Raw genomic sequence first — 20,055 nt, forward strand, 5'->3', positions numbered from 1 at the left:
TACATGGAATTCCGTAAAAACGATATACTCACTTTAGATATAGAGGATTGCGGAGTTGACGGTGAAGGTATCGGGAAAGCCGATGGCTTCACCGTTTTTGTGAAAGACGCCGTGATCGGAGACCGGATCAAAGCCAAGATCATCAAGGCAAAAAAGAACTATGGCTATGGCCGCCTGATGGAGGTGATCACACCGTCTCCATACCGTGTGAAACCTGCCTGCTCTATTGCCCGCCAGTGCGGAGGATGCCAGCTTCAGGCATTATCCTACGAGCAGCAGCTGAAATTTAAAGAGAAAAAGGTTCGTGGACATCTGGAAAGAATCGGAGGTTTTCAGAATCTTGATATGGAATCGATCATGGGGATGGAAGACCCCTATCATTATCGAAACAAGGCACAGTTTCCGGTAGGAAAAAATAAAGACGGAAAGATCATCACAGGCTTTTATGCAGGAAGAACCCACTCCATCATTGATAACCGAGAATGTATTCTGGGAGTGAAACAGAATAAAGAGGTTTTGGACCGTGTGATCGGACACATGGAAAAATATCATGTACAGCCCTACGATGAGGCCACGGGAAAAGGTCTTGTACGTCATATTATGATTCGTTATGGCTTCCATACAGATGAGATGATGGTCTGTCTGATCTTAAATGGAGATAAGATCCCTGCAGAAAAGGCTCTTGTGGAATCACTCTGTGAAATTCCGGAAATGACCAGCATCACCATCAATGTCAATAAAAAACGAAACAATGTGATCCTGGGCGACCAGCTTCGCCTCCTTTGGGGACAGTCCTATATAACGGACAGCATCGGAGATATTTCCTATCAGATCTCTCCCCTGTCCTTTTTCCAGGTCAATCCCATCCAGACTGAAAAACTTTATGGAAAGGCTCTGGAGTACGCCGGCCTTACGGGAAATGAAACTGTCTGGGATCTGTACTGCGGAATCGGAACTATCTCCCTGTTCCTGGCCCAGAAAGCAAAATTCGTCCGCGGCGTGGAGATCGTACCACAGGCCATTGACAATGCAAGAGAGAATGCGAAGCTCAATGGCATTGAGAATGTAGAGTTTTTTGTCGGAAAAGCAGAGGAAGTGCTGCCGAGAGAGTATGAGAAGAATGGCGTTTATGCAGACGTTATCGTGGTAGACCCGCCACGGAAGGGCTGTGATGAGGTACTTCTGAATACGATCCTTAAGATGAAACCGGAGAGGGTTGTTTATGTGAGCTGTGATAGTGCTACGTTAGCCAGGGATCTGAAGGTGCTTTGTGCGGAGGATTATGAGTTGATGCGGGTTTCTACTACGGATATGTTTCCGCAGAGTACGCATGTCGAGACGGTCTGTTTACTCTCGAGAAAAGCCCCAGTTTAAGTGGGTTTCCGGCGATTATCGCAGGATATGAACCTGTGTTTTTAGCGAAAAATTATGAGAATATAGAATTTCCCCACAAGGGGTGTAAGTAAAATCCGCGGACAACTGCTTGTGCGCCGAAACTTTATCGGCATAAAGCGTGTCCGCGGATTTTACCATTTGTACAAGATATTCCATTGAAAGTGTTCCTCTAAAGGATTATAATAAATATGTTGTCATTGTAATATGGAGGAAGTATATGGAACTTTTAACAACAACCGAAATGGCAAAAAAGTGGGGGCTCTCCAGACGAAGAGTAACAACATACTGTACAAATGGGCGGATCGAAGGAGCGATTATGAAGGGAAATACATGGCTAATACCTGATAATGCGATAAAGCCTGAAGATCCCAGGCGTACAAGAAAAAATAGTGATGAGATAGAGGAGGGCGCTAAATGAGTTCATATACTGAGATTGATACAGCTTTATTAGATTTGGATTTTACAAATCCGCGTATACAAAATTATTTACAAAACTATCCGGAAGAAAGCAGATCAGGAGAATTACTTGCTATGCTGCTAGGAACTGGAACTGACAGTTGTGCAAGTTTAAAGGAGTCTATCAAGGAGCATGGTGGAATCATTAATCCAATTATTGTAAATCACTTTCCGGATGGCAGATACGTAGTTATCGAGGGTAACACTCGTCTGCAAATATATAGAGATTTTATTAGGGACAATGTGCCAGGAAATTGGAATAAAATCAGGGCTATCATCTATGAGAATCTCGAAAATAATGAAATGCACTCAATTCGGTTACAGGCACATTTGGTTGGACCAAGAGATTGGGATGCTTATGCCAAGGCGAAATATTTAACCTTTCTTTCGGACGAAGAGAAAATGCCTATGAAAGAACTTTTGGCGTATTGTGGTGGATCCTCAAAAGCATCAGAAATTCGCTACATGATTCAAGCATATAAAGATATGAGAGATATATATGCTCCACTATGTGAGGATGACACACAGTTCGATCAAAAGAAATTTTCCGGCTTTGTTGAATTACAAAAAAAGAATGTTGTGGAAAGTCTTCAGCTACATGGATATGACAAAACTGATTTTGCACAATGGATGGTAGATGAAAAATTCTCTCGATTAGAAGACGTGAGACGATTACCACAGATTCTGAATAGTAAAAGAGCAAGGCAGGCTTTTTTAAAGCATGACACGGCTGCGGCTAAGAAAATTTTAGAAGCTGAGGATATCACACCGGATTCTCTGAAAAATGTTACCTACGAGATGTTGGCCAATGAACTTTCAAAGAGAATGTTTGACATTACACATGTGGAGGTCCTTAAGCTAAAAACAGATGCTGAGTATGAGGAAAAATTAAACGCACTACGAAAAGTAGTTGAGACAGTGCAGAGCATAGTCTTAGATGAAATTGATGGTAACTGATATGGGAGAATCAAATAAGCATAAGGTTTTAGTTGAATACGCCTTAAGATTTATTAAAGATAGCGTTGGGGAGGAGTTGAGTTATTTTATCGAAACCGATATTAATGATGGACGACCGCTTCCTCAATTGACAATGGAAGGATACAGACCAGACGTATTTTTTGAATACAACGGTGTTATGTTTATAGGAGAGGCAAAAACAAGTGATGACATTTTGAGAGAACATAGTATAAATCAATATTACTCATACTTGAAAAAATGTTCATTAAACCAGGGACATGCAACATTTGTTTTGGCAGTTCCTCTTGAAGACCGGGCCAGGGCAAATAATATTCTTGGAAAAATCAAGAAAGAAATACCTGGGGATTATGAAGTAAAAGCGATTGGAATGATTGTATAGTTATGAAAAGTAACAAGTTAAAACGAGAGCCTAAATATATAGCCAAATTTAAGGCTTTTCCGTATCAGCAAGAAGCTGTAGATGCGGTGAAAGATTTAGAATATGCTGCGATTTTTCATGAGCAAGGATTGGGTAAAACTAAAATTGCCATTGATGTGCTTTTATATTGGCTGTCAGAGTGTTCGATGGATACTGCTTTAATTGTTACCAAAAAACAGCTGGTTGCAAACTGGGTTAACGAGTTTAAAGACCATACTTCGATAAAACCTGCAGTGTTAAATACAGATAAAAATAATAACTACCGAATTTTTTGTGGACCATACAGAGTGGTGTTGACAAATTTTGAGACTCTAGAAACAGAAAAACAACAATTCGAATTGTATTTGAAAGTTAGAAATGTCGGGATAATTATTGATGAGTCTGCAAAATTGAAGAATCCTAATTCAAAATTAACAAAGACCTATTTTGAGTTGGCTCCGTTGTTTCAGCGAAGAATTATAATGACAGGTACACCTGTAGCCAATAGACCATATGATATCTGGGCACAGATATATTTTTTGGACTTTGGAGAAAGTCTGGGGGCTGATTTTAACGAGTTTAAAAAGGAAACAGACCTTAGCAATAAACTTAGTAGAAATACTGATTTACAGGAAGAGTTTGAAGATAATATTTCCCAGATTTTTAATAGTATAAGTTCTTTTACAGTTCGCGAAACAAAAAATAGTGGAATCATTACACTGCCGGATAAAGTATATATACAGGAAGTTACAGAATTCAATCGTATGCAAGAGGAGTTGTACGAGCGGATAAGAACTGAATTATATGCTGAAGTGGTAAGAGATGGTGAAAGATATATTGATGATTCCTCTGCAATTGTCAAGCGTCTACTTCGCTTAATACAGGTTACATCAAATCCCAAATTGGTAGACGAGGAATGCGAAGCATCTGCAAAGGAGCCTTTGTTGGATGAACTTATTCAAAAAATATTGGCAAATGGTGAAAAATGTATTGTATGGAGTAATTTTATTGAGAATATAGATTACTTCACTAAAAAGTATCAGGATTTAGGTGCTGTAAAAATACATGGGAAAATGAATATGGATGCTAGAAATCGTTCTGTCCAAAAATTTCATGATGATGATATTCGTATTCTCTTTGCAACTCCAGCATCTGCAAAAGAAGGTCTGACACTAACAATGGCTAATCATGTTATTTTCTATGATAGAGGTTTCAGCCTAGATGATTATTTGCAGGCACAGGATAGAATACACCGCATTTCACAGAAAAAAACATGCTATGTTCATAATATTATTATTAAGGACAGTATAGATGAATGGGTTGACTTATTATTGAAAGCTAAGCAAAATGCAGCGGAATTATCACAGGGAGATATCAGCTTAGGAGATTATCAAGGCGTGGCTGATTATAGTTTTGGAGATATTGTAAAAAGCATTTTGGGATTTGAAGAAGTAGATGAATAAGGTGGCAGTATGGGAATAAGAGTTATTGGACAGAAAAAGTTTGAAGTTACCGAAACAGAATTATTACAACAAGATTTATTGTTTTACCTTGATAATCCTAGAGTATATTCGGTATTGCATGAAAATGGACACGATAATCCGACTCAGACAGAAATTGAAGAGATAATGTGTTCACTGGACCATGTTAAGAGTTTGAAGTCACAAATCATGCAAAATGGTGGCCTTATTGAGCCGCTGATAGTGGTCAAACGAAAAGATAGATATGTTGTGTTGGAGGGAAATAGCCGCCTGGCAGCATACAGAATCTTAGCAAAAAATGACCCGCTTAAATGGTCTAGAGTCTTGGTGCAGATATTACCAGAGGATATTTCTGACTCAGATATATTTACACTTCTCGGTACATTCCATTTAAATCCTAAAAAGGATTGGAGTAAATTTGAACAAGCCGCCTATATTTATAGACAAAAGAAGGAATTGGGATGTTCGGATTCCGCCTTGGGAAAACAAGTGGGTATTTCAGCGATAACTGTAAAAAAATACTGTGAGATATATGGCTTGATGGTAGAGCATAATGATACTCATCAATCTCATTGGAATATGTATGAGCAGTATGTACAGAACAAAGGCATTAAACAATATCGAAACACTTATCCAGAGATGGATTCGTTTTTCGCAAAGCAGGTAAAGACAGGGGAAATTGTCAGAGCTCAGGACGTAAGAGATATACTGGGAAAAATTGCTTCTGATGAGGGTAAAAGTTCAACGCATATAATGCAGGATTATATTAAAGGTGATATCGACTTAGAAGAGGCCCATGCACGTTTTGAGGCCACCGGAAGAAGCGGTGACAACTATGAAAAAGTAAAAAAATTTCAGAGATTAATTTCAGAAAAAGATTTTTGCGATGAGTTAAAAAAAGAGGCTGTTGGCAATAGTAAAGACATATTATTTTCATTGAGAAAAATTAATACAGCAGTAACTCAGTTAATGAAAGAAATTGATAAGAAAAAATAGTAGAGAAGTCAGGGATCGACAAATCAAAAGAAAATGGTTATAATGAAACCGTTCTGGTGATAGCGCTCCAGGACGGTTTCACTATGCGTAGGAGTTTAATCGTGGAAGATATATTGTTAATTGAACCGGCATACAAAAATAAATACCCACCAATCGGGCTAATGAAAATTGCGTATTTTCATCGTTATATCATGCACGATTATGTAAGATTCGCAAAGGGAAGATTACCGGAGGGACTAGAAAATAAAAAATGGGATAGAGTATATGTAACTACTCTTTTTACCTTCGAGTGGGAAAATACAAAAAAAGCATTACAATATGCGCTGTCTGTAGTAAAACCAGGCGGAAAGGTTTTTACGGGAGGTATCCTGGCAACACTGCGGCCGGAGTGGATTGCAAAGGAATTTCCTACTGTAATAAATAATACCGGACTTCTTAATCACGAAGGTACCCTTGGATTAAAAGGGGAGGAGTGTATCGACACACTTCCTTTGGATTACGGGATATTGGACGATATAAAGGATGAGTATAAATATCCTGCGGAGGATGCATACTTTACATATATGACTAGGGGCTGTGGTATGAACTGTACTTTTTGTGCGGTTAAAACATTGGAACCTACATATGAGCCATATGTATCTATTTCAGATAGTATTAAGAGAATTGATAAAGAGTTTGGACCAAAACGAGACCTTTTGTTGATGGATAATAATGTTTTGAGATCTCCCAAATTTGATCAAATAATTGATGAGATAAAAGCATTAGGATTTGAAAAAGGTGCAACATTTGTAAATCCGAAAACAGGAAAAACTGTTGTAAGACATGTTGATTTCAACCAGGGGTTAGATGCATTTTTACTTAATGAGCATAAAGCACAAAGGTTAGGAGAATTAGCAATAAAACCAGCACGTATCGCCTTTGATCATATTGAAGATGAAGATGTATATGTGCGCGCGATTACATTGTGTGCAAGGGCAGGGATTGATCATATGTCCAATTACCTTTTATACAATGGAGAGGATTTCACTGGTAAAGGGCACTCTTATCATGCGGATACACCAGAGGACTTATTCTATCGCATGCACCTGACTATGGAGCTTGGCGAAAATTTAACCGAGGAGCTGGGAAGAAAAATTGCTATTTTTTCGTTCCCTATGAGATATATTCCGCTAGATAATGATCAAAGAGGATTTATTGGTGCTAATTGGAATGCAAAATATCTTCGAGCTCTACAGTGCATGTTGATACCAACACAGGGAAAAGGTATCCAGGGAAGATCCTTCTTTGAGGCAGATTTTGGTAAGACAGCCGAAGACTTCGTGATGTATCTTGCAATGCCTGAAAGATTGTTAAATAAACGTGGTCATTTTGTAGAAAGAAAAGATGAGCCGAAATTTGAAAGAGAGATTCGGTATACACAGTGGTCTGAAAATAGACATCTTATCGACACCTGGATGAAGTATTATTCGATGTTCGAGAAGGATACAGTTCTGGAATATATTGGGTGTAATAGATTTAGCGTGGAAACGTTAGACAAAATTGAAAATGAAGAACTGAAAAAATTGTATTTTCTTTATCTTACGCCAAGTGCAACAATTCGAGTATTCTCGGATTGCACGGAGGATACAAAAAGAATAATTAGCACATTTATTTTAGAAGAACTCCCGTTTATGTATTCTCGTATCGTTGAAACGATACTGAGTTCGAAACCGGGATACAAAGTAATCGCCGGTATACTTGAAAATTTTGGGGAAAAAGTATGTACAGATTTGTTGAAAAAAATCGATCTGTTCAGCGGGCATGATAATGATAAATTAACGATGCTAATAAAGGCAAACAAATCCAAACGCTTAGTTGATTTTGATTTCTCATTATTACAGTTCATTCCATATTTTCACGTGAGTAATTTGCTTTCAAAACAAGAGGAGCAGATTATTATGAACAGCGCATACGAATTAAAAGAGGCGCCAATAAGAAAAATTCTATTATTACATTTGGATGAATTGAAAGATGTATTAATAAAGACAAATGGCGCTCAGCCTGGTGATACACAAATAATTTCTGTAATAGAAGAACAGATTAAAGAACTGTATCATCAGATAAGTATATTTGAATTATAGGAGACAGAATAGTGGAGCATCAGTTATTAATTGGAAAGTTCACACTAGAGTCCCTTACAAGCGGATTGTATGTATCTCCGTTAGACTTATATAGGGAGTATGTACAAAACGCAGCCGATTCAATTGACGAGGCTCTTGAGCAGGGGATTCTAAAGAAAGGAGAAGAAAAGATCTCAATTACGGTTTCAGAATCTGAAAGGATAATAAAGATTTCAGATAATGGAACTGGCGTTGGAGCAAATGATATTTACTCAAATCTTATAGATATAGGAAATTCCAAGAAAAGACATTCTAATAGTCGAGGCTTTAGGGGAATTGGAAGATTATCAGGATTAGGATATTGTCAGAAGTTGAAATTTTTGACATCTATCCATGGAGAAGAAAAGGCATCCTGTATTATATATGATGCTGAAAAATTAAAGTACTTACTCTCTCCACAAGTGGACAGTCGTGATTCGATTGATCAAGTTTTATCAAGTGTTCTCACAATTGAAGAAATACCCGAGCGTATTAATAAGCATTACTTTTCAGTTGAGCTTTACGGAGTAGTCCCAGAAAGTGATTTGCTGAATGATTCCGAGGTGGTCCCGTATTTACAACAGAATCTTCCGGTTCCGTTTTCTAGAGACTTTGTATGGGGCTCAATGATAAAACAAAAGTTGGTCCAGATGGAGGTTGAACTTGCGGAATATAATGTGGAGTTGAGAACAGACCGTACGGTAATAGATATTTGCAAACCGTACAAGAATAAAATACTTGCTGATAGGATAAGAAAAATAAATGATTCTATATCAGATATTAACTTCGTGCCCTTTTATTCTGGCGAAAAAGTTACGGCTATGCTTTGGTATGCGGAGACAAACTTTTTAGGAACCGTTTTGGATAAAGATATAAAGGGAATTAGGATCAGGCAAGGAAATATTCTTATTGGTGACGAGAATACATTAAGGAAATGTTATAAAGAGGAACGATTTAATAGCTGGATGGTTGGAGAGTTGCTTGTCTTTAATGAAGATATCATTCCGAATACAAGACGAGATGACTATGAAAAAAATAGTGCCTATAAAGAACTGCTTAGTCAGTTCACGGAATGGGCTAATGAAATGTCAAGGCAGATACGTCACCGATCTTACGAAAGAAGTTTAACTCAGAGCGATAAGAAATTTTTGTCTGATGAAAGTGTTACGGATGTAGATGGAGTGGACATTTCTCTTGGGACAGAATTAGATAGTTATGATATGGATGATTCTGATTCGGTTGCCAATACAGATCTGCTCAGTAAGTTATCACTGCTTATGGATATGGGAAAAAAGAAAACAAAATATAATGTTTTGAATCTTAATAGTAAGTTTACAGTCGACCAGAAGCAGACGCTAGAGCATGTTTTTGATGCATTGTATGCAAAATATACTAATGCCAAAGCTAATGATATTATCCAGACAATAATCGATTCGTTTTAATTCTAAAATTGACAAAAGAACATATGTTTGACCTAATAACATTAGGTTCGCTACCTAGGGTTTTTTATATTTTGTTAAACAGGCCGATCAATATTTATCCCGGTATTGGAGGTGTGATTGACATGGAATTGGAAGAATGCATCAAAGATAATTTTGATGAGTCACTTCGTGTGTATATTCAGTCTCAAGAATATACCCGACTTAAGCAGCAGGAAGATAGGCTGTTATCATATTTGCAAGCAGGGTTAAGTGATATGCAGAAGCAGCAACTTGGAGCATACATGGACGCAACTACGGAAGTACATAGTGCATTAGCGTCTCAGGATTACGTGAATGGAGTTGTTGATGGTATCGCTTTACGAGAGAAGGTAACAGCAAAATAGGTTGTAAGGATGACCAGCTTTGATTTCCCTTTGAGCTGGCCTTTTCTTTTGTAGGAGGCATTTATGGCAGCAGGATATAAAGCAGGCGATAAAGCCTATATTGTAGAAAGTAATAGGATAGTCCGGGAGTGTACGGTGGTGCGCCCGGCTGGAAATTTGATTATTATAAGATTTGAAAATGGCGGTGGGATCCAGGTAAACAAGAATAGGTTGTTTGCCACAAAAGAAGCTGCAGAGGAGAGCATATCAAAGGCCGAGCCAAAGCCGGTGGTAGCACAGCAGCGAGGGTATCGTTCACCTTATGATTATTGGCATTAAAATAAGCTAGTGAATTCCAGTTTGGTTTTCACTAGCTTTCTGTCTTTTCTGTATTCTATTTTTCATAGGCTTCTTCTCTGGAATAGCCTCGTTCAATACCAGCATCGTAAGATGCCTCGGCAAGACAGGCATATTCATCTGATAAATGATTGAGGAGACGGGTAAAGTATGCCTTCATGTGGTCCGGCAACTGCTCAATTTCTTCAAAATTCCATATATATGGTATGTGCGATTTTGTGACTGGCTGGTATATCCGACTTATGATAACGGATTCAATCAGAAAATAGCATATACAGGAAAAGAGGCATGGATTAACAGAATTCTGGCAATCGTAGCTGTACTTTTTATATTGGCAATTATGATAGTGATAATCGTGGAAGTAATAAAACGATACAAAAGAATGTGGGATGAAATTTCGCAAATGTTTTTAGTTGGAAGTCTTTCTGGGATAGCAGTACTTGGAGATATAATCAGAGGATATTTGCCTGTGAATTTGATATTGTTATTTGGATTTATCAATGTAGGAATCATGCTGCTACGAGTATATCTTCAAAAGAAATTTGATTATCTGTAAAATGAAATAAGGTGAAAAGGGGAAATCGGCTAATGCCGATTTCTACCTTATCTTTACCGAGGAAAAAAAGTGTGATTGTATTAGGTCCGACATGACTTCCGGTGCAGAAACCATAGGAAGTGTTGATAAAATCTTGTATTTTGATTTTTTATGTATTTGATTTGTTTTTTATCTGAAACTGATACCAATACCTACTGCACCGGGACCAGTATGAACACTGATACTGGCAGAAAGCGGACTGTAAAAAACGTCAGCTTCCGGAAATTTATTGTGGAGCAGAGTCAGCCATTCTTTCTGCTGTGTAGTTGTAAGTCCGGCACCGGCGGCTCCAATATGCAATTTCGACATATCTTGATGGACAAATCTTTTTTCAAGATCAGACTGAATTGCAAGAATCATTTTTTCTTCAGCTCTTTTCATAGAACCACGTGCTTTGGCATAAGAATCCAGCTTTTCGCCCTGGATTGTTAAAATCGGTTTTATGGATAGTACTGTTCCAATCAGAGCTGCCGCAGGGGTGATACGTCCTCCCTTTTTCAGGTATTCTAATGTATTTACAGTAATATAGATGCTTGAATTATAGGCATCAGATTCTAAGGCTGCTTTTATTTCCTTTGCAGAAGCTCCATTCAGGGACATTTCTCTTGCATGGAGCACTGATTCGTACATGGTAACGGAAATTCGATGATTATCAACAACTTCAATTTTTCCCTCATAATCCAGTGAATATCCTGTAGCAGCAGCACAAGAATTGGATAGACCACTTGACATTGGAATGTATACAAGCTCATCATATCCTTCGTCTAAGATTTGACTCCATAAATCCATTACATCACCAGGGGAGGGTTGAGAAGTGGTAATGTGTTTGCTGCTGGAAAGCGCATGGAAAAATTCGGCTTCTGTGATAGTGTCATTTTCATAAAAAGTTGTTTCATCAATAATTATAGGCATATGTACAACATATATTCCAAGTTTTTCGGCGATATTTTAGTAATACCACTGTTTGTGTCAGTCATGATGGCTGTTTTCATAGTGCTTTTCTCCTGATTATTAAAAATACTGTAACTGTTCAGAGCCAGCCTCCAAAATGCTACGCATTTCGTCGGTGTGGCGTATCCGCCAAATAAAATTTCAAAAACAGTTTTAAAAATGCAAGCATTTTATACCTGTTTTTTGAAATTTTGCTTGGCTCTGAACAGTTACAAAATACTAATAGTAAAATATTGGATTGTAAAAAAGAATAAAATACCTTATAATGATGTTACAGATTGTAACATTAAAAGAGAAACATTTCAATATCTACAAGAGAAATATTTCATCAGGAATGGAGTTATAGCGATGAAGAAAAGAATAAGTCAGACCAATATTCAGGTAAAACAGGATATGTACAAAGCACTGCTGCGGCTGATGGGAGATAAAGCATTTTCTTCCATTTCTGTTTCAGATATCACTTCAGAGGCGAATGTTTCCAGAATGTCGTTTTATAGAAATTATAATGCGATAGAGGATATCCTGACGGAACATTTAGTTGAGGTGGTGGAAGAATATAGAGCAAAAGAATCCGATACAGAAAGCAAAACGGTATTCTATGAGAAAAAATATATGCTGCGCTGCTTCAGATTCTTCTATTTGCATCGTGAATTTATAGACGCTCTGATTACAGCCGGAATGGGGGATTTATTTTTAGCAAAAATTACAGAGTATCTTATCCAGAAATGGATTGATGTAGAAAAAGGAACAAGAGAAGAAAATCTGAGAATCAGTGCGTTTGCCGGTGCTATTTATAATATGTATCGGGAATGGAGTAAGGGGGATTTTCTTGAATTGCCAGAGGATGTTGCAACAATTTTATATGATTTAAGAAAACAGACGGGCTAAACCCAGAATAGAGGCGATTATATGTTTAACATAATATAGCAAGAATTCTCCTTCCTCTACAGGTGGGGGATGAATTGCGCAAAAACAAAAAGAACACTTGTTCGATAAAACGATCTATGGTATAATAGAATCAGTCGAAAAGATAATTATTGGAGAAATGGCTGATTTGCATGAAAAAAATAGATCATAATGCGCATTCAGTATATCTGATGTATTATCATCTGATCATGGTGGTGAAATATCGAAGAAAAGTGATTGATAATCCGATTTCAGAAAGAGCAAAAGAGATATGGGAACATATTGCTCCAAGGTATGGGATAGTTCTGGAAGAATGGAATCATGACATTGATCATGTGCATGTAATGTTCCGTGCGCAGCCGAGAACAGAATTTAGTAAATTTATCAATGCTTATAAAAGTGCAAGTAGCAGACTGTTGAAAAAGGAGTATCCAGAGATCAGAGAAAAACTTTGGAAAGAAGCCTTTTGGAGTCAGAGTTTTTGCTTACTGACAGCTGGAGGCGCTCCGGTAGAAGTAATCCGTCAATATATTGAAAGCCAGGGAGAGAAAAAGTATTGAACATAGCATATCGTTTCCAAATTTATCCGACAGAAGAACAGAAGATACTTCTGGGCAAAACATTTGGCTGTTGTCGTTTCCTGTACAATCAAATGCTTAATGATAAGATCCAGGAGTATGAAAAGACGAAGAAAATGTTAAAAAATACACCGGCCATGTATAAAAAGGAATATCCATTTTTGAAAGAAGTAGATTCGCTGGCGCTGGCAAATGTCCAGCTTCATCTGGAAAAGGCATATAAGAATTTTTTTCGAGAACCCAAGATTGGATTTCCAAGGTTCAAATCAAAGCATCATTCCAGAAACAGCTATACAACGAATGTGGTCAATGGAAATATCCTGGTGGAAAGTAAGCGGATCAGACTTCCGAAATTAAAATGGGTTGCCATGAAAAAACACAGAGAGCCAGCAGAAGATTTTCGTCTGAAATCAGTGACAGTCAGTATGGAACCATCCGGAAAATACTTTGCAAGCCTGTTGTATGAAGGATACAGCTGTGAAAACCAAGCAGCTGAACCAGATTACAGTACTGCAACGATACTTGGAATAGATTATGCAATGCAGGGGATGGCAGTATTTTCAGAAAAGATTGAGATGGAAGAAGCAGGGTTTTTCAGAAAAAATGAAAAGAGGCTGGCGAGGGAGCAACGAAAGTTGTCAAGATGCGTACGGGGAAGTCATAATTACGAACTGCAGAAAAAGAAAGTTGCCAGATGTCATGAAAAGATACGGAATCAGCGAAGAGATTATCTGCACAAACTTAGTCGAAAGATTGCAGATAGTTTTGATGCAGTTGCAGTGGAAGATATCGATATGAAAGCGATGGGACAGTGCCTGCATTTCGGAAAAAGCGTACAGGATAATGGATATGGAATGTTCAGGGAAATGTTAGACTATAAACTGGCATGGAAAGGAAAGAAAATGGTAAAAGTAGACCGTTTTTTTCCTTCCAGTAAAAAATGCTGTAAATGTGGTAGGATAAAGAAAGAGCTGAAATTATCCGAAAGAGTCTATCACTGTGAGTGTGGAAATAAGATGGACAGAGATCGTAATGCAGCAATCAACATCCGTGAAGAGGCAAGAAGGATGTTGACAGCATAAACTGTCCGTATCCGGACAATAGAAAAACAAGAAAATATGCCCGTGTCCGGGCAAAAGAATCGTGGGGCACGCGAGGATAGCTTGTAGATACTTGGCTCAGTAGAGCCATTGAGCAAGAAGCCCCCACTTCAAAATCAGGGATTTAAGTGGTGGGAGCATGTCACGATGAATAGTTAATAAAGAGAGGTGCATATGCTATGCCAGGTATACTCGTGGTTGAAGATGATGAAAATCTAAATCGTGGAATTACATTTTCACTGAAAAAATCCGGATATGAGGTTTTTTCAGCAGAATCAGTGAAAAAAGCGAAAAGAATTGCAAGTGATAATAATGTGGATGTTACCATTTGTGATGTGAATCTTCCGGATGGGAATGGACTGGAATTTGTAAGGTGGATGAGATGCAATTATAATACATACATTATTTGTCTTACAGCACTAGATCAGGAGATGGATCAGGTTATGGGATATGAAGCAGGGGCAGATGATTATATTACAAAGCCGTTTAGTCTTTCGGTACTTCTTTTGAAAATAGAAGCATATTTCCGCCGCAGACAGGAGAAACCGGAAGCCGGAAAGATGATTTCAGGAGATATCGTATTTATCGCAGGAGAAATGAAAGTCCTGATAAAGAGTCGTGAAATCAGTCTGACAAAAACGGAGTTGAAAATGCTGACTTTTTTTCTTCAGAATCCGAAACAGATTCTTTCAAAAACACAAATATTGGAAAATGTGTTTGATCTGGAAGGGGATTTTGTGGATGAAAATACAATCGCTGTCAATATCAGAAGACTCCGTGAGAAAATCGAAGACAATCCGGCTGCACCGGTCTATATAAAGAATATCAGAGGTCTTGGGTATATATGGAATCAGGAGGTAAGGCAGTGACAAAGAGATATCGCAAGAAGATTACAGTAGTGCTCTCCTTGGTATTACCTGTCATATTATTGTTTGCAATATTAAATTGCTTTACCACGTATGTGTTTTATGAAGATTATAAATATAAAATGAATCTTATGACAGAGATTGCTGCAAAGGAAGAATTTTCCGGGCTGGATGCTGTTTCGGAATTGCTTAAGGATAAGGATATTGAAACTAACGAACAGGGAAGGCGATTATTGGAGCAATATGGATACTGGGGGAATAAAGGGAATGCATTTTATTCGCAATTCCGGCATCAGGTTATGGTGACCGGTGCTGTAAGCACTGTGATATGCGTGCTTCTTTTGACTTTTTTACTTTATTGGAAGAAAAAAGAAGATGCGTGTCATCAGAAAATTTTAGACCAGTTGGAAGAAATTCTGATCAGATTCCGTGAAAATAAATTTGATGATTTACTGAAAACGGAAAATCATGCAGAACTGGAAAAATTGAATGACCAGCTTGAAGCAATCGGACATCATATTCAGTTGATAAAGGAAGAAGCAAGGGCAGAAAAGGAGAACACGAAAGAAATGGTTTCTGATATTTCTCACCAGTTAAAGACACCGGTTGCAGCTTTGGATACATGTTTTAGTGTGCTGATGCAGAATGACTTAAGTGCCACAGAACAGGAGGAGTTTCGTATCCGTTGTCGGAGTGCTCTGGATGGACTGGAGACATTATTGCAGTCGCTTCTTGAAATATCCAAGATGGAAACTGGACTGATTCAGATTAATAAGAAAAAACTTCCGCTTATGGATACTGTCATATCTGCTGTGAACCGCACTTATCCTAAAGCGGATGAGAAAGAAATTGAATTCGTTTTTGACTATGAAAAAGAGCTGGAAACATGCACGATTATGCAGGATAAAAGGTGGCTTGGTGAAGCTGTGATCAACGTTCTGGATAATGCGGTCAAGTACAGTCCGGATGGTTCAAAAATATTTATCCGGTTACAAAAAAGAAACGATCTTGTAAGAATGGAAATTGAGGATCAGGGAATTGGTATTCCGCAGAATGAGTATCACAAAATTTTTCAACGATTTTACAGAGGAAGTTCCAAGGAGGTCATGGAAAAGAGTGGTACAGGAATCGGACTTTTTCTATCGAGAGAAATTATCGAAAAACACGCAGGTACGATTACGGTAACCTCCGGCAAAAAGAAAAAAGGAAGCACGTTTGTGATTCAATTACCATATGTTGGTTAAATTTTAAGTGAGCAGAAATCTTACAATTCTGTAAGATTTCTGCTCGTTTTTTGAAAGTGAAATGAAAGATTGTCCTGATACAATTTGGATGTAGGTTGAAAAATGACCAAATATATAAACAGGCAAAGAAAGCGTGCTGAAAAGGTACGCTTTACAGAATTAAAAAGGAGGCAACACATGAGTGTGATATTAGAAACCAAGCAGCTTTGTAAGTTTTATGGCGCAGGTGAGAATCAGGTCAAAGCGGTCAATCAGGTGGACATTCAGATTGGGCAGGGAGAATTTGTCGCAATTGTTGGAAAGTCAGGTTCCGGTAAAAGTACATTACTTCATATGCTTGGAGGGCTTGATACCCCGACAAAAGGCAGTGTTACTTTAGCAGGGAAAGATTTATACAGGATGAAGGAAGATGCCCTTGCTGTTTTCCGCAGAAGAAAAATCGGATTTGTTTTTCAGGCATTTAATCTGGTTTCATCTGTTAATGTCTGGGAAAATATTGTACTGCCACTGGGGCTGGATGGAAGAAAAGTGGATGAAGCGTATGTAAATGATATTATTGCAACTCTGGGGATTGAAAACCGGATTTATAATCTGCCAAATCAGTTATCCGGAGGACAGCAGCAGAGAGTAGCAATTGCAAGAGCACTGGTGAATCGTCCGGAAATTATATTTGCAGATGAGCCGACAGGAAATCTTGATTCTAAGACCAGTGATGAGGTAATCGCTCTGCTTAAGATGACAGCAAAAAAATATGGACAGACAATTGTAATGATTACCCATGATGACGAAATTGCACAGGTCGCTGACCGTATTCTGGTGATTGAGGACGGACAGGTGGTGGATTTCAGATGAAGACAATAAGCAGGATTGCATATAGCAATGACAAAAGGAACAGGACAAGAAGTATACTGATCATGATGGCAATCTGTCTGACCACGATGCTGCTTGTTATCATCAGTACTGTGGGAAATGGGGTAATTCATTTACAGAAAAGTCAGGCGGCAGGATCATATGGAAGCAATTATGGTCTGTTTGTTTCCGCAGACGGATCGCAGTTAAAAGAAGTAAACCGCCGTGCGGAAATAGATGCTACAGGCACTATGTGCACCGAAGGTATCATAAAAGGCAATGAAAAAGGCGGGTTTGTCTGCATGGATGAGACTGCAAGAAAAATGCTTCCTTATAATAAAGAATATGAGTTGAAGGAAGGAAAGTATCCGGAAAAAATGCAGGAAATTGCCGCAGGAAGAGCATTTTTTCGTGCAATGGGGTATGGTGATGTAAAGATCGGAGATACGGTTACACTGGATTACCGCGCAGGGATGCAGTCAGAATATAAGCCGGAAGAATTTGTTGTCAGCGGAATCCTATATGATCGGGATGAGTATACCATCGAGGCATCTTATGTTGCTTTCGGATCACAGGAGTTTTATGATGAGCACGCCGCAGAGAATGACAGACAGTATAATATTTATTTTACTTTAAATGATTCTGCAAATGTATCTATGAATAATATTGAGTCGGTTATAAAGCAGATTGCAGCAGCTTGTGGGATCGAAGAAAAAAACGTTATAGTCAATGATCTCTATTTGCAATGGGTCTTGCAGCCGAGTTATGAAACGATTGCGGTATGCGGGGTTTTGATTCTTGCAATTGTACTTTTCTCTGTTGTGGTCATTTATAATATTTTTCAGGTCGGTATTGCCAACAAGATACAGGAGTATGGAAAAATCAAGGCTCTGGGAGCGACAAAAAAGCAGATGAAACAACTGATCTTCAGAGAGGGTATGTTTTTGACAATTTCTTCAATACCAGTTGGATTGCTTCTTGGTTTTCTGATTGCAAAATGCGGTTTTAACTGGCTGGTAGAACAGGGAAACCTTGTATCAACCGGAACTGGCTCTATGGGAGTCCAAAATCAGCAGATGCCACTGTTTTCCCTGCCTGTTATGCTTCTATGTATTTTCGTGTCATTTTTTACCGTTGCTTTGGCGCTGCGTAAACCAATGAAAATTGTTTCACGGATTTCACCTATCGAAGCAACACGGTATTTAGAAAATGCAGAAACACACAAAAAAGGAAAACGAAATGGCAGAAAAAATGTCACCGTGTTTTCTATGGCAATGGCAAATATAACGGGTAATCCAAAAAGAACCATTGGTACCATCCTCACACTGGGGCTTTCCTGCGCATTGTTTGTGATTATCTCTAATTATGTAGGAAATATTGATACGGAGCATGAAGCACGTCTTTCCGTTAATCATGGACAATTTGAACTGCAGCTTGACTATTCTGCTGAGTACGATGAAAGATATCCGGAGAATAATCTGGATACGATTCTGACGGATAATCCATTGAATGATTCAATGATTGAAGAAATCAAAAGCATTCCAGGAGTGACAGATGTCATGACGAGAGAGATTGTCTCTGTAAATCTGAACGGAACAAGATTTCCGGCTGATATTGTGAGTAAAAATGATTTTGATTTTATGCGCCAAGACGGGGATATTGGCTCTATGGACTATGATCAGGCGGTAAAGAATGGTGAAATTTTCTTTGGTTGGTTGATGTGGATGGAACAAGATGGATATGCTCCGGGTGAATCCATTGCATTTGACTTTGAGAATGGAAGTGAAACCTATACCTATCAGGGAAAGATTGCAGGATCCTTTGTAAGCGCGGACACTTATCTTGTCATTCCGGAAGGTGTATACCGTTCCATGAATCCGAGGGGAACAGCCTATGGCTATCTGTGGGTGGACTGTGATAAAAAAGATGTTGCATCTGTGGAACAGAGTCTGAATACTTTGATTTCTAATACTTCGCATATAAAAATGGATACCTATCATGCACAGTTACAATCTGCAGAATTCACAGCTCGCATGATGAAGCTTGGCTGTTATCTGTTTATGGCGGTTGTAGGACTCATCGGTTTTATGAATATGGCAAACACCATAATCATGAATATTACGACAAAAAAGCAGGAATATGGTGTATTACAGGCTGTGGGTATGACAAATAAACAATTAAATTTATGTCTGCAGTTACAGGGAATGATGTTTACGGTTGGTACCATATGCGTAGCTTTGATCATTGGTCTGCCGCTCGGCTATGCACTTTTTTCCTATGCAAAACATAATGGAATATTTGGAATGAATATCTATCATGTTCCAATCGTACCAATTTTTATTATGATTTTTTTGGTCGGTCTGTTGCAGATTGTACTTTCCTGCGTTTTAAGCAGTAATCTGAAAAAGGAAACGCTGGTAGAAAGAATAAGGTATCAGGGATAGCAAATCCTCCAGTTCTTTCTGGGAGATTTCAAAGGGAAGATTTGTCATAAGTGCCAATTCTTTTCCGGAAGGAAGTATGGAGGTCATAATTCGCGTATGTGTACTTACTTTTTCTTTCATATGTTCGAAACGATCAGGATGTCTTTTCCTTATTTTCTCTAATTGCTGATGGGTATGCCGCAAAATAACGGCTTCGTCAGTGGATACCATATTGTTGCGCTCAAATTTATAATCATTGGAGGATAGACGGAATAAGTAATTGATCTTTTCCGTTTCCAGAAAGTCAACAAATTCTATGGATGGATACCCCCTGTCAAAAATGACTAATACCGGCTGTTTGATATTCATGCGCTTTAAATGATTCAGGTTTTTCTTGGCAAGCTCTGTCTCATTGGTAGAAATATGTGAAATCTCGATATCCAAGTAAAATTGATTCAAAATGTCGTACATGGCATGGCGGGATGAATCTACTTGGAAAAGCTGATGTCTGGGATAACTTAATGCGTATCAGAAATTCACA

The 20,055-nt window shown here is 38.3% G+C and carries 21 protein-coding genes; 18 read left to right on the forward strand and 3 right to left on the reverse strand.

Features of this window, described 5'->3' with window-relative positions; all coding sequences use genetic code 11:
* The first annotated feature begins 3 nt into the window (after window positions 1-3).
* From rlmD to NE671_RS03535, 10 genes are all read left to right on the forward strand, one after another.
* Window positions 4-1,374 (forward strand): 23S rRNA (uracil(1939)-C(5))-methyltransferase RlmD, encoded by a 1,371-nt coding sequence (gene rlmD / locus NE671_RS03490; protein WP_173740232.1) that lies wholly within the window; start codon window positions 4-6, stop codon window positions 1,372-1,374.
* A gap of 238 nt (window positions 1,375-1,612) precedes the next feature.
* Complete coding sequence (locus NE671_RS03495; RefSeq protein WP_117557952.1) at window positions 1,613-1,813, forward strand: helix-turn-helix domain-containing protein; 201 nt, start codon at window positions 1,613-1,615, stop codon at window positions 1,811-1,813.
* Window positions 1,810-2,808: a ParB/RepB/Spo0J family partition protein gene (locus NE671_RS03500; protein ID WP_117557950.1), complete on the forward strand. Its 999-nt coding sequence runs from the start codon at window positions 1,810-1,812 to the stop codon at window positions 2,806-2,808. The genes NE671_RS03495 and NE671_RS03500 overlap by 4 nt, the downstream gene beginning before the upstream one ends.
* On the forward strand, window positions 2,789-3,208 hold the full coding sequence (locus NE671_RS03505) for a hypothetical protein (RefSeq protein ID WP_117598315.1): 420 nt from the start codon (window positions 2,789-2,791) through the stop codon (window positions 3,206-3,208). Before NE671_RS03500 ends, NE671_RS03505 begins: the two co-directional genes overlap by 20 nt.
* 2 nt (window positions 3,209-3,210) lie before the next feature.
* Complete coding sequence (locus tag NE671_RS03510) at window positions 3,211-4,689, forward strand: DEAD/DEAH box helicase (RefSeq protein WP_173740231.1); 1,479 nt, start codon at window positions 3,211-3,213, stop codon at window positions 4,687-4,689.
* A 9-nt stretch (window positions 4,690-4,698) separates the two neighbouring features.
* Window positions 4,699-5,703: a ParB N-terminal domain-containing protein gene (locus NE671_RS03515; RefSeq protein WP_117557944.1), complete on the forward strand. Its 1,005-nt coding sequence runs from the start codon at window positions 4,699-4,701 to the stop codon at window positions 5,701-5,703.
* Between the two features lie 101 nt (window positions 5,704-5,804).
* Window positions 5,805-7,823 carry a radical SAM protein gene (locus NE671_RS03520; RefSeq protein ID WP_117557942.1) on the forward strand — a complete coding sequence of 673 codons (2,019 nt, stop codon included), beginning with the start codon at window positions 5,805-5,807 and terminating at the stop codon, window positions 7,821-7,823.
* Window positions 7,824-7,834: 11 nt separating this feature from the next.
* The gene (locus NE671_RS03525) at window positions 7,835-9,283 is read left to right on the forward strand and encodes an ATP-binding protein (protein WP_173740230.1); all 1,449 of its coding nucleotides are present in this window, start codon (window positions 7,835-7,837) and stop codon (window positions 9,281-9,283) included.
* A gap of 122 nt (window positions 9,284-9,405) precedes the next feature.
* Window positions 9,406-9,666, forward strand: coding sequence for a DUF6809 family protein (locus NE671_RS03530; RefSeq protein ID WP_117598312.1), 261 nt, complete (start codon window positions 9,406-9,408; stop codon window positions 9,664-9,666).
* A gap of 63 nt (window positions 9,667-9,729) precedes the next feature.
* Window positions 9,730-9,984, forward strand: coding sequence for a hypothetical protein (locus NE671_RS03535; protein WP_118071690.1), 255 nt, complete (start codon window positions 9,730-9,732; stop codon window positions 9,982-9,984).
* Window positions 9,985-10,039: 55 nt separating this feature from the next.
* Here NE671_RS03535 and NE671_RS03540 read toward each other — a convergent pair whose 3' ends face one another.
* On the reverse strand, window positions 10,040-10,162 hold the full coding sequence (locus NE671_RS03540) for a hypothetical protein (protein WP_255820990.1): 123 nt from the start codon (window positions 10,160-10,162) through the stop codon (window positions 10,040-10,042).
* Between NE671_RS03540 and NE671_RS16000 the strand changes: the two genes are divergently transcribed.
* Window positions 10,130-10,558 (forward strand): DUF6040 family protein, encoded by a 429-nt coding sequence (locus NE671_RS16000; RefSeq protein WP_242997051.1) that lies wholly within the window; start codon window positions 10,130-10,132, stop codon window positions 10,556-10,558. The two genes, NE671_RS03540 and NE671_RS16000, sit on opposite strands and share 33 nt — an antisense overlap.
* Before the next feature lie 168 nt (window positions 10,559-10,726).
* Here NE671_RS16000 and NE671_RS03550 read toward each other — a convergent pair whose 3' ends face one another.
* Window positions 10,727-11,509 carry a DegV family protein gene (locus tag NE671_RS03550; protein ID WP_334292217.1) on the reverse strand — a complete coding sequence of 261 codons (783 nt, stop codon included), beginning with the start codon at window positions 11,507-11,509 and terminating at the stop codon, window positions 10,727-10,729.
* A 156-nt stretch (window positions 11,510-11,665) separates the two neighbouring features.
* On the opposite strand from NE671_RS03550, the gene NE671_RS15905 reads away from it, so the two are divergent.
* The 7 genes from NE671_RS15905 (at window position 11,666) to NE671_RS03585 (ending at window position 19,535) form a co-directional block, all read left to right on the forward strand.
* Window positions 11,666-12,436: a TetR/AcrR family transcriptional regulator gene (locus tag NE671_RS15905; RefSeq protein WP_173740229.1), complete on the forward strand. Its 771-nt coding sequence runs from the start codon at window positions 11,666-11,668 to the stop codon at window positions 12,434-12,436.
* 170 nt (window positions 12,437-12,606) lie between these two features.
* Window positions 12,607-13,014 carry an IS200/IS605 family transposase gene (tnpA, locus tag NE671_RS03560; protein WP_118071958.1) on the forward strand — a complete coding sequence of 136 codons (408 nt, stop codon included), beginning with the start codon at window positions 12,607-12,609 and terminating at the stop codon, window positions 13,012-13,014.
* Entirely contained in the window at window positions 13,011-14,114 is a 1,104-nt protein-coding gene (locus tag NE671_RS03565) for an RNA-guided endonuclease TnpB family protein (RefSeq protein ID WP_118071957.1), read from the forward strand. The genes tnpA and NE671_RS03565 overlap by 4 nt, the downstream gene beginning before the upstream one ends.
* A 197-nt stretch (window positions 14,115-14,311) precedes the next feature.
* Complete coding sequence (locus NE671_RS03570) at window positions 14,312-15,001, forward strand: response regulator transcription factor (protein WP_118071956.1); 690 nt, start codon at window positions 14,312-14,314, stop codon at window positions 14,999-15,001.
* Window positions 14,977-16,242, forward strand: a complete 1,266-nt coding sequence (locus NE671_RS03575; RefSeq protein ID WP_118071955.1) for a sensor histidine kinase — start codon at window positions 14,977-14,979, stop codon at window positions 16,240-16,242. The genes NE671_RS03570 and NE671_RS03575 overlap by 25 nt, the downstream gene beginning before the upstream one ends.
* A gap of 177 nt (window positions 16,243-16,419) precedes the next feature.
* The gene (locus NE671_RS03580) at window positions 16,420-17,094 is read left to right on the forward strand and encodes an ABC transporter ATP-binding protein (RefSeq protein WP_118071954.1); all 675 of its coding nucleotides are present in this window, start codon (window positions 16,420-16,422) and stop codon (window positions 17,092-17,094) included.
* Complete coding sequence (locus NE671_RS03585; RefSeq protein ID WP_118752509.1) at window positions 17,091-19,535, forward strand: ABC transporter permease; 2,445 nt, start codon at window positions 17,091-17,093, stop codon at window positions 19,533-19,535. Before NE671_RS03580 ends, NE671_RS03585 begins: the two co-directional genes overlap by 4 nt.
* Here the strand turns inward: NE671_RS03585 and NE671_RS03590 are convergent.
* The gene (locus NE671_RS03590; RefSeq protein ID WP_243269365.1) at window positions 19,479-19,958 is read right to left on the reverse strand and encodes a transposase; all 480 of its coding nucleotides are present in this window, start codon (window positions 19,956-19,958) and stop codon (window positions 19,479-19,481) included. The genes NE671_RS03585 and NE671_RS03590 overlap by 57 nt on opposite strands.
* Window positions 19,959-20,055 lie beyond the last annotated feature (97 nt).

It is taken from the genome of Blautia sp. DFI.9.10 (assembly GCF_024461705.1).
Lineage (GTDB): Bacteria > Bacillota > Clostridia > Lachnospirales > Lachnospiraceae > Blautia_A > Blautia_A fusiformis.

Excerpts from the sequence above, each read along its gene's own strand:
- rlmD (WP_173740232.1), top strand. The coding sequence starts at position 4 with ATGGAATTCCGTAAAAACGATATACTCACTTTAGATATAGAGGATTGC.
- NE671_RS03495 (WP_117557952.1), top strand. The coding sequence starts at position 1,613 with ATGGAACTTTTAACAACAACCGAAATGGCAAAAAAGTGGGGGCTCTCC.
- NE671_RS03500 (WP_117557950.1), top strand. The coding sequence starts at position 1,810 with ATGAGTTCATATACTGAGATTGATACAGCTTTATTAGATTTGGATTTT.
- NE671_RS03505 (WP_117598315.1), top strand. The coding sequence starts at position 2,789 with ATGAAATTGATGGTAACTGATATGGGAGAATCAAATAAGCATAAGGTT.
- NE671_RS03510 (WP_173740231.1), top strand. The coding sequence starts at position 3,211 with ATGAAAAGTAACAAGTTAAAACGAGAGCCTAAATATATAGCCAAATTT.
- NE671_RS03515 (WP_117557944.1), top strand. The coding sequence starts at position 4,699 with ATGGGAATAAGAGTTATTGGACAGAAAAAGTTTGAAGTTACCGAAACA.
- NE671_RS03530 (WP_117598312.1), top strand. The coding sequence starts at position 9,406 with ATGGAATTGGAAGAATGCATCAAAGATAATTTTGATGAGTCACTTCGT.
- NE671_RS03535 (WP_118071690.1), top strand. The coding sequence starts at position 9,730 with ATGGCAGCAGGATATAAAGCAGGCGATAAAGCCTATATTGTAGAAAGT.
- NE671_RS16000 (WP_242997051.1), top strand. The coding sequence starts at position 10,130 with ATGATTGAGGAGACGGGTAAAGTATGCCTTCATGTGGTCCGGCAACTG.
- NE671_RS03540 (WP_255820990.1), bottom strand. The coding sequence starts at position 10,162 with ATGAAGGCATACTTTACCCGTCTCCTCAATCATTTATCAGATGAATAT.
- NE671_RS03550 (WP_334292217.1), bottom strand. The coding sequence starts at position 11,509 with ATGCCTATAATTATTGATGAAACAACTTTTTATGAAAATGACACTATC.
- tnpA (WP_118071958.1), top strand. The coding sequence starts at position 12,607 with ATGAAAAAAATAGATCATAATGCGCATTCAGTATATCTGATGTATTAT.
- NE671_RS03570 (WP_118071956.1), top strand. The coding sequence starts at position 14,312 with ATGCCAGGTATACTCGTGGTTGAAGATGATGAAAATCTAAATCGTGGA.
- NE671_RS03575 (WP_118071955.1), top strand. The coding sequence starts at position 14,977 with ATGGAATCAGGAGGTAAGGCAGTGACAAAGAGATATCGCAAGAAGATT.
- NE671_RS03580 (WP_118071954.1), top strand. The coding sequence starts at position 16,420 with ATGAGTGTGATATTAGAAACCAAGCAGCTTTGTAAGTTTTATGGCGCA.
- NE671_RS03585 (WP_118752509.1), top strand. The coding sequence starts at position 17,091 with ATGAAGACAATAAGCAGGATTGCATATAGCAATGACAAAAGGAACAGG.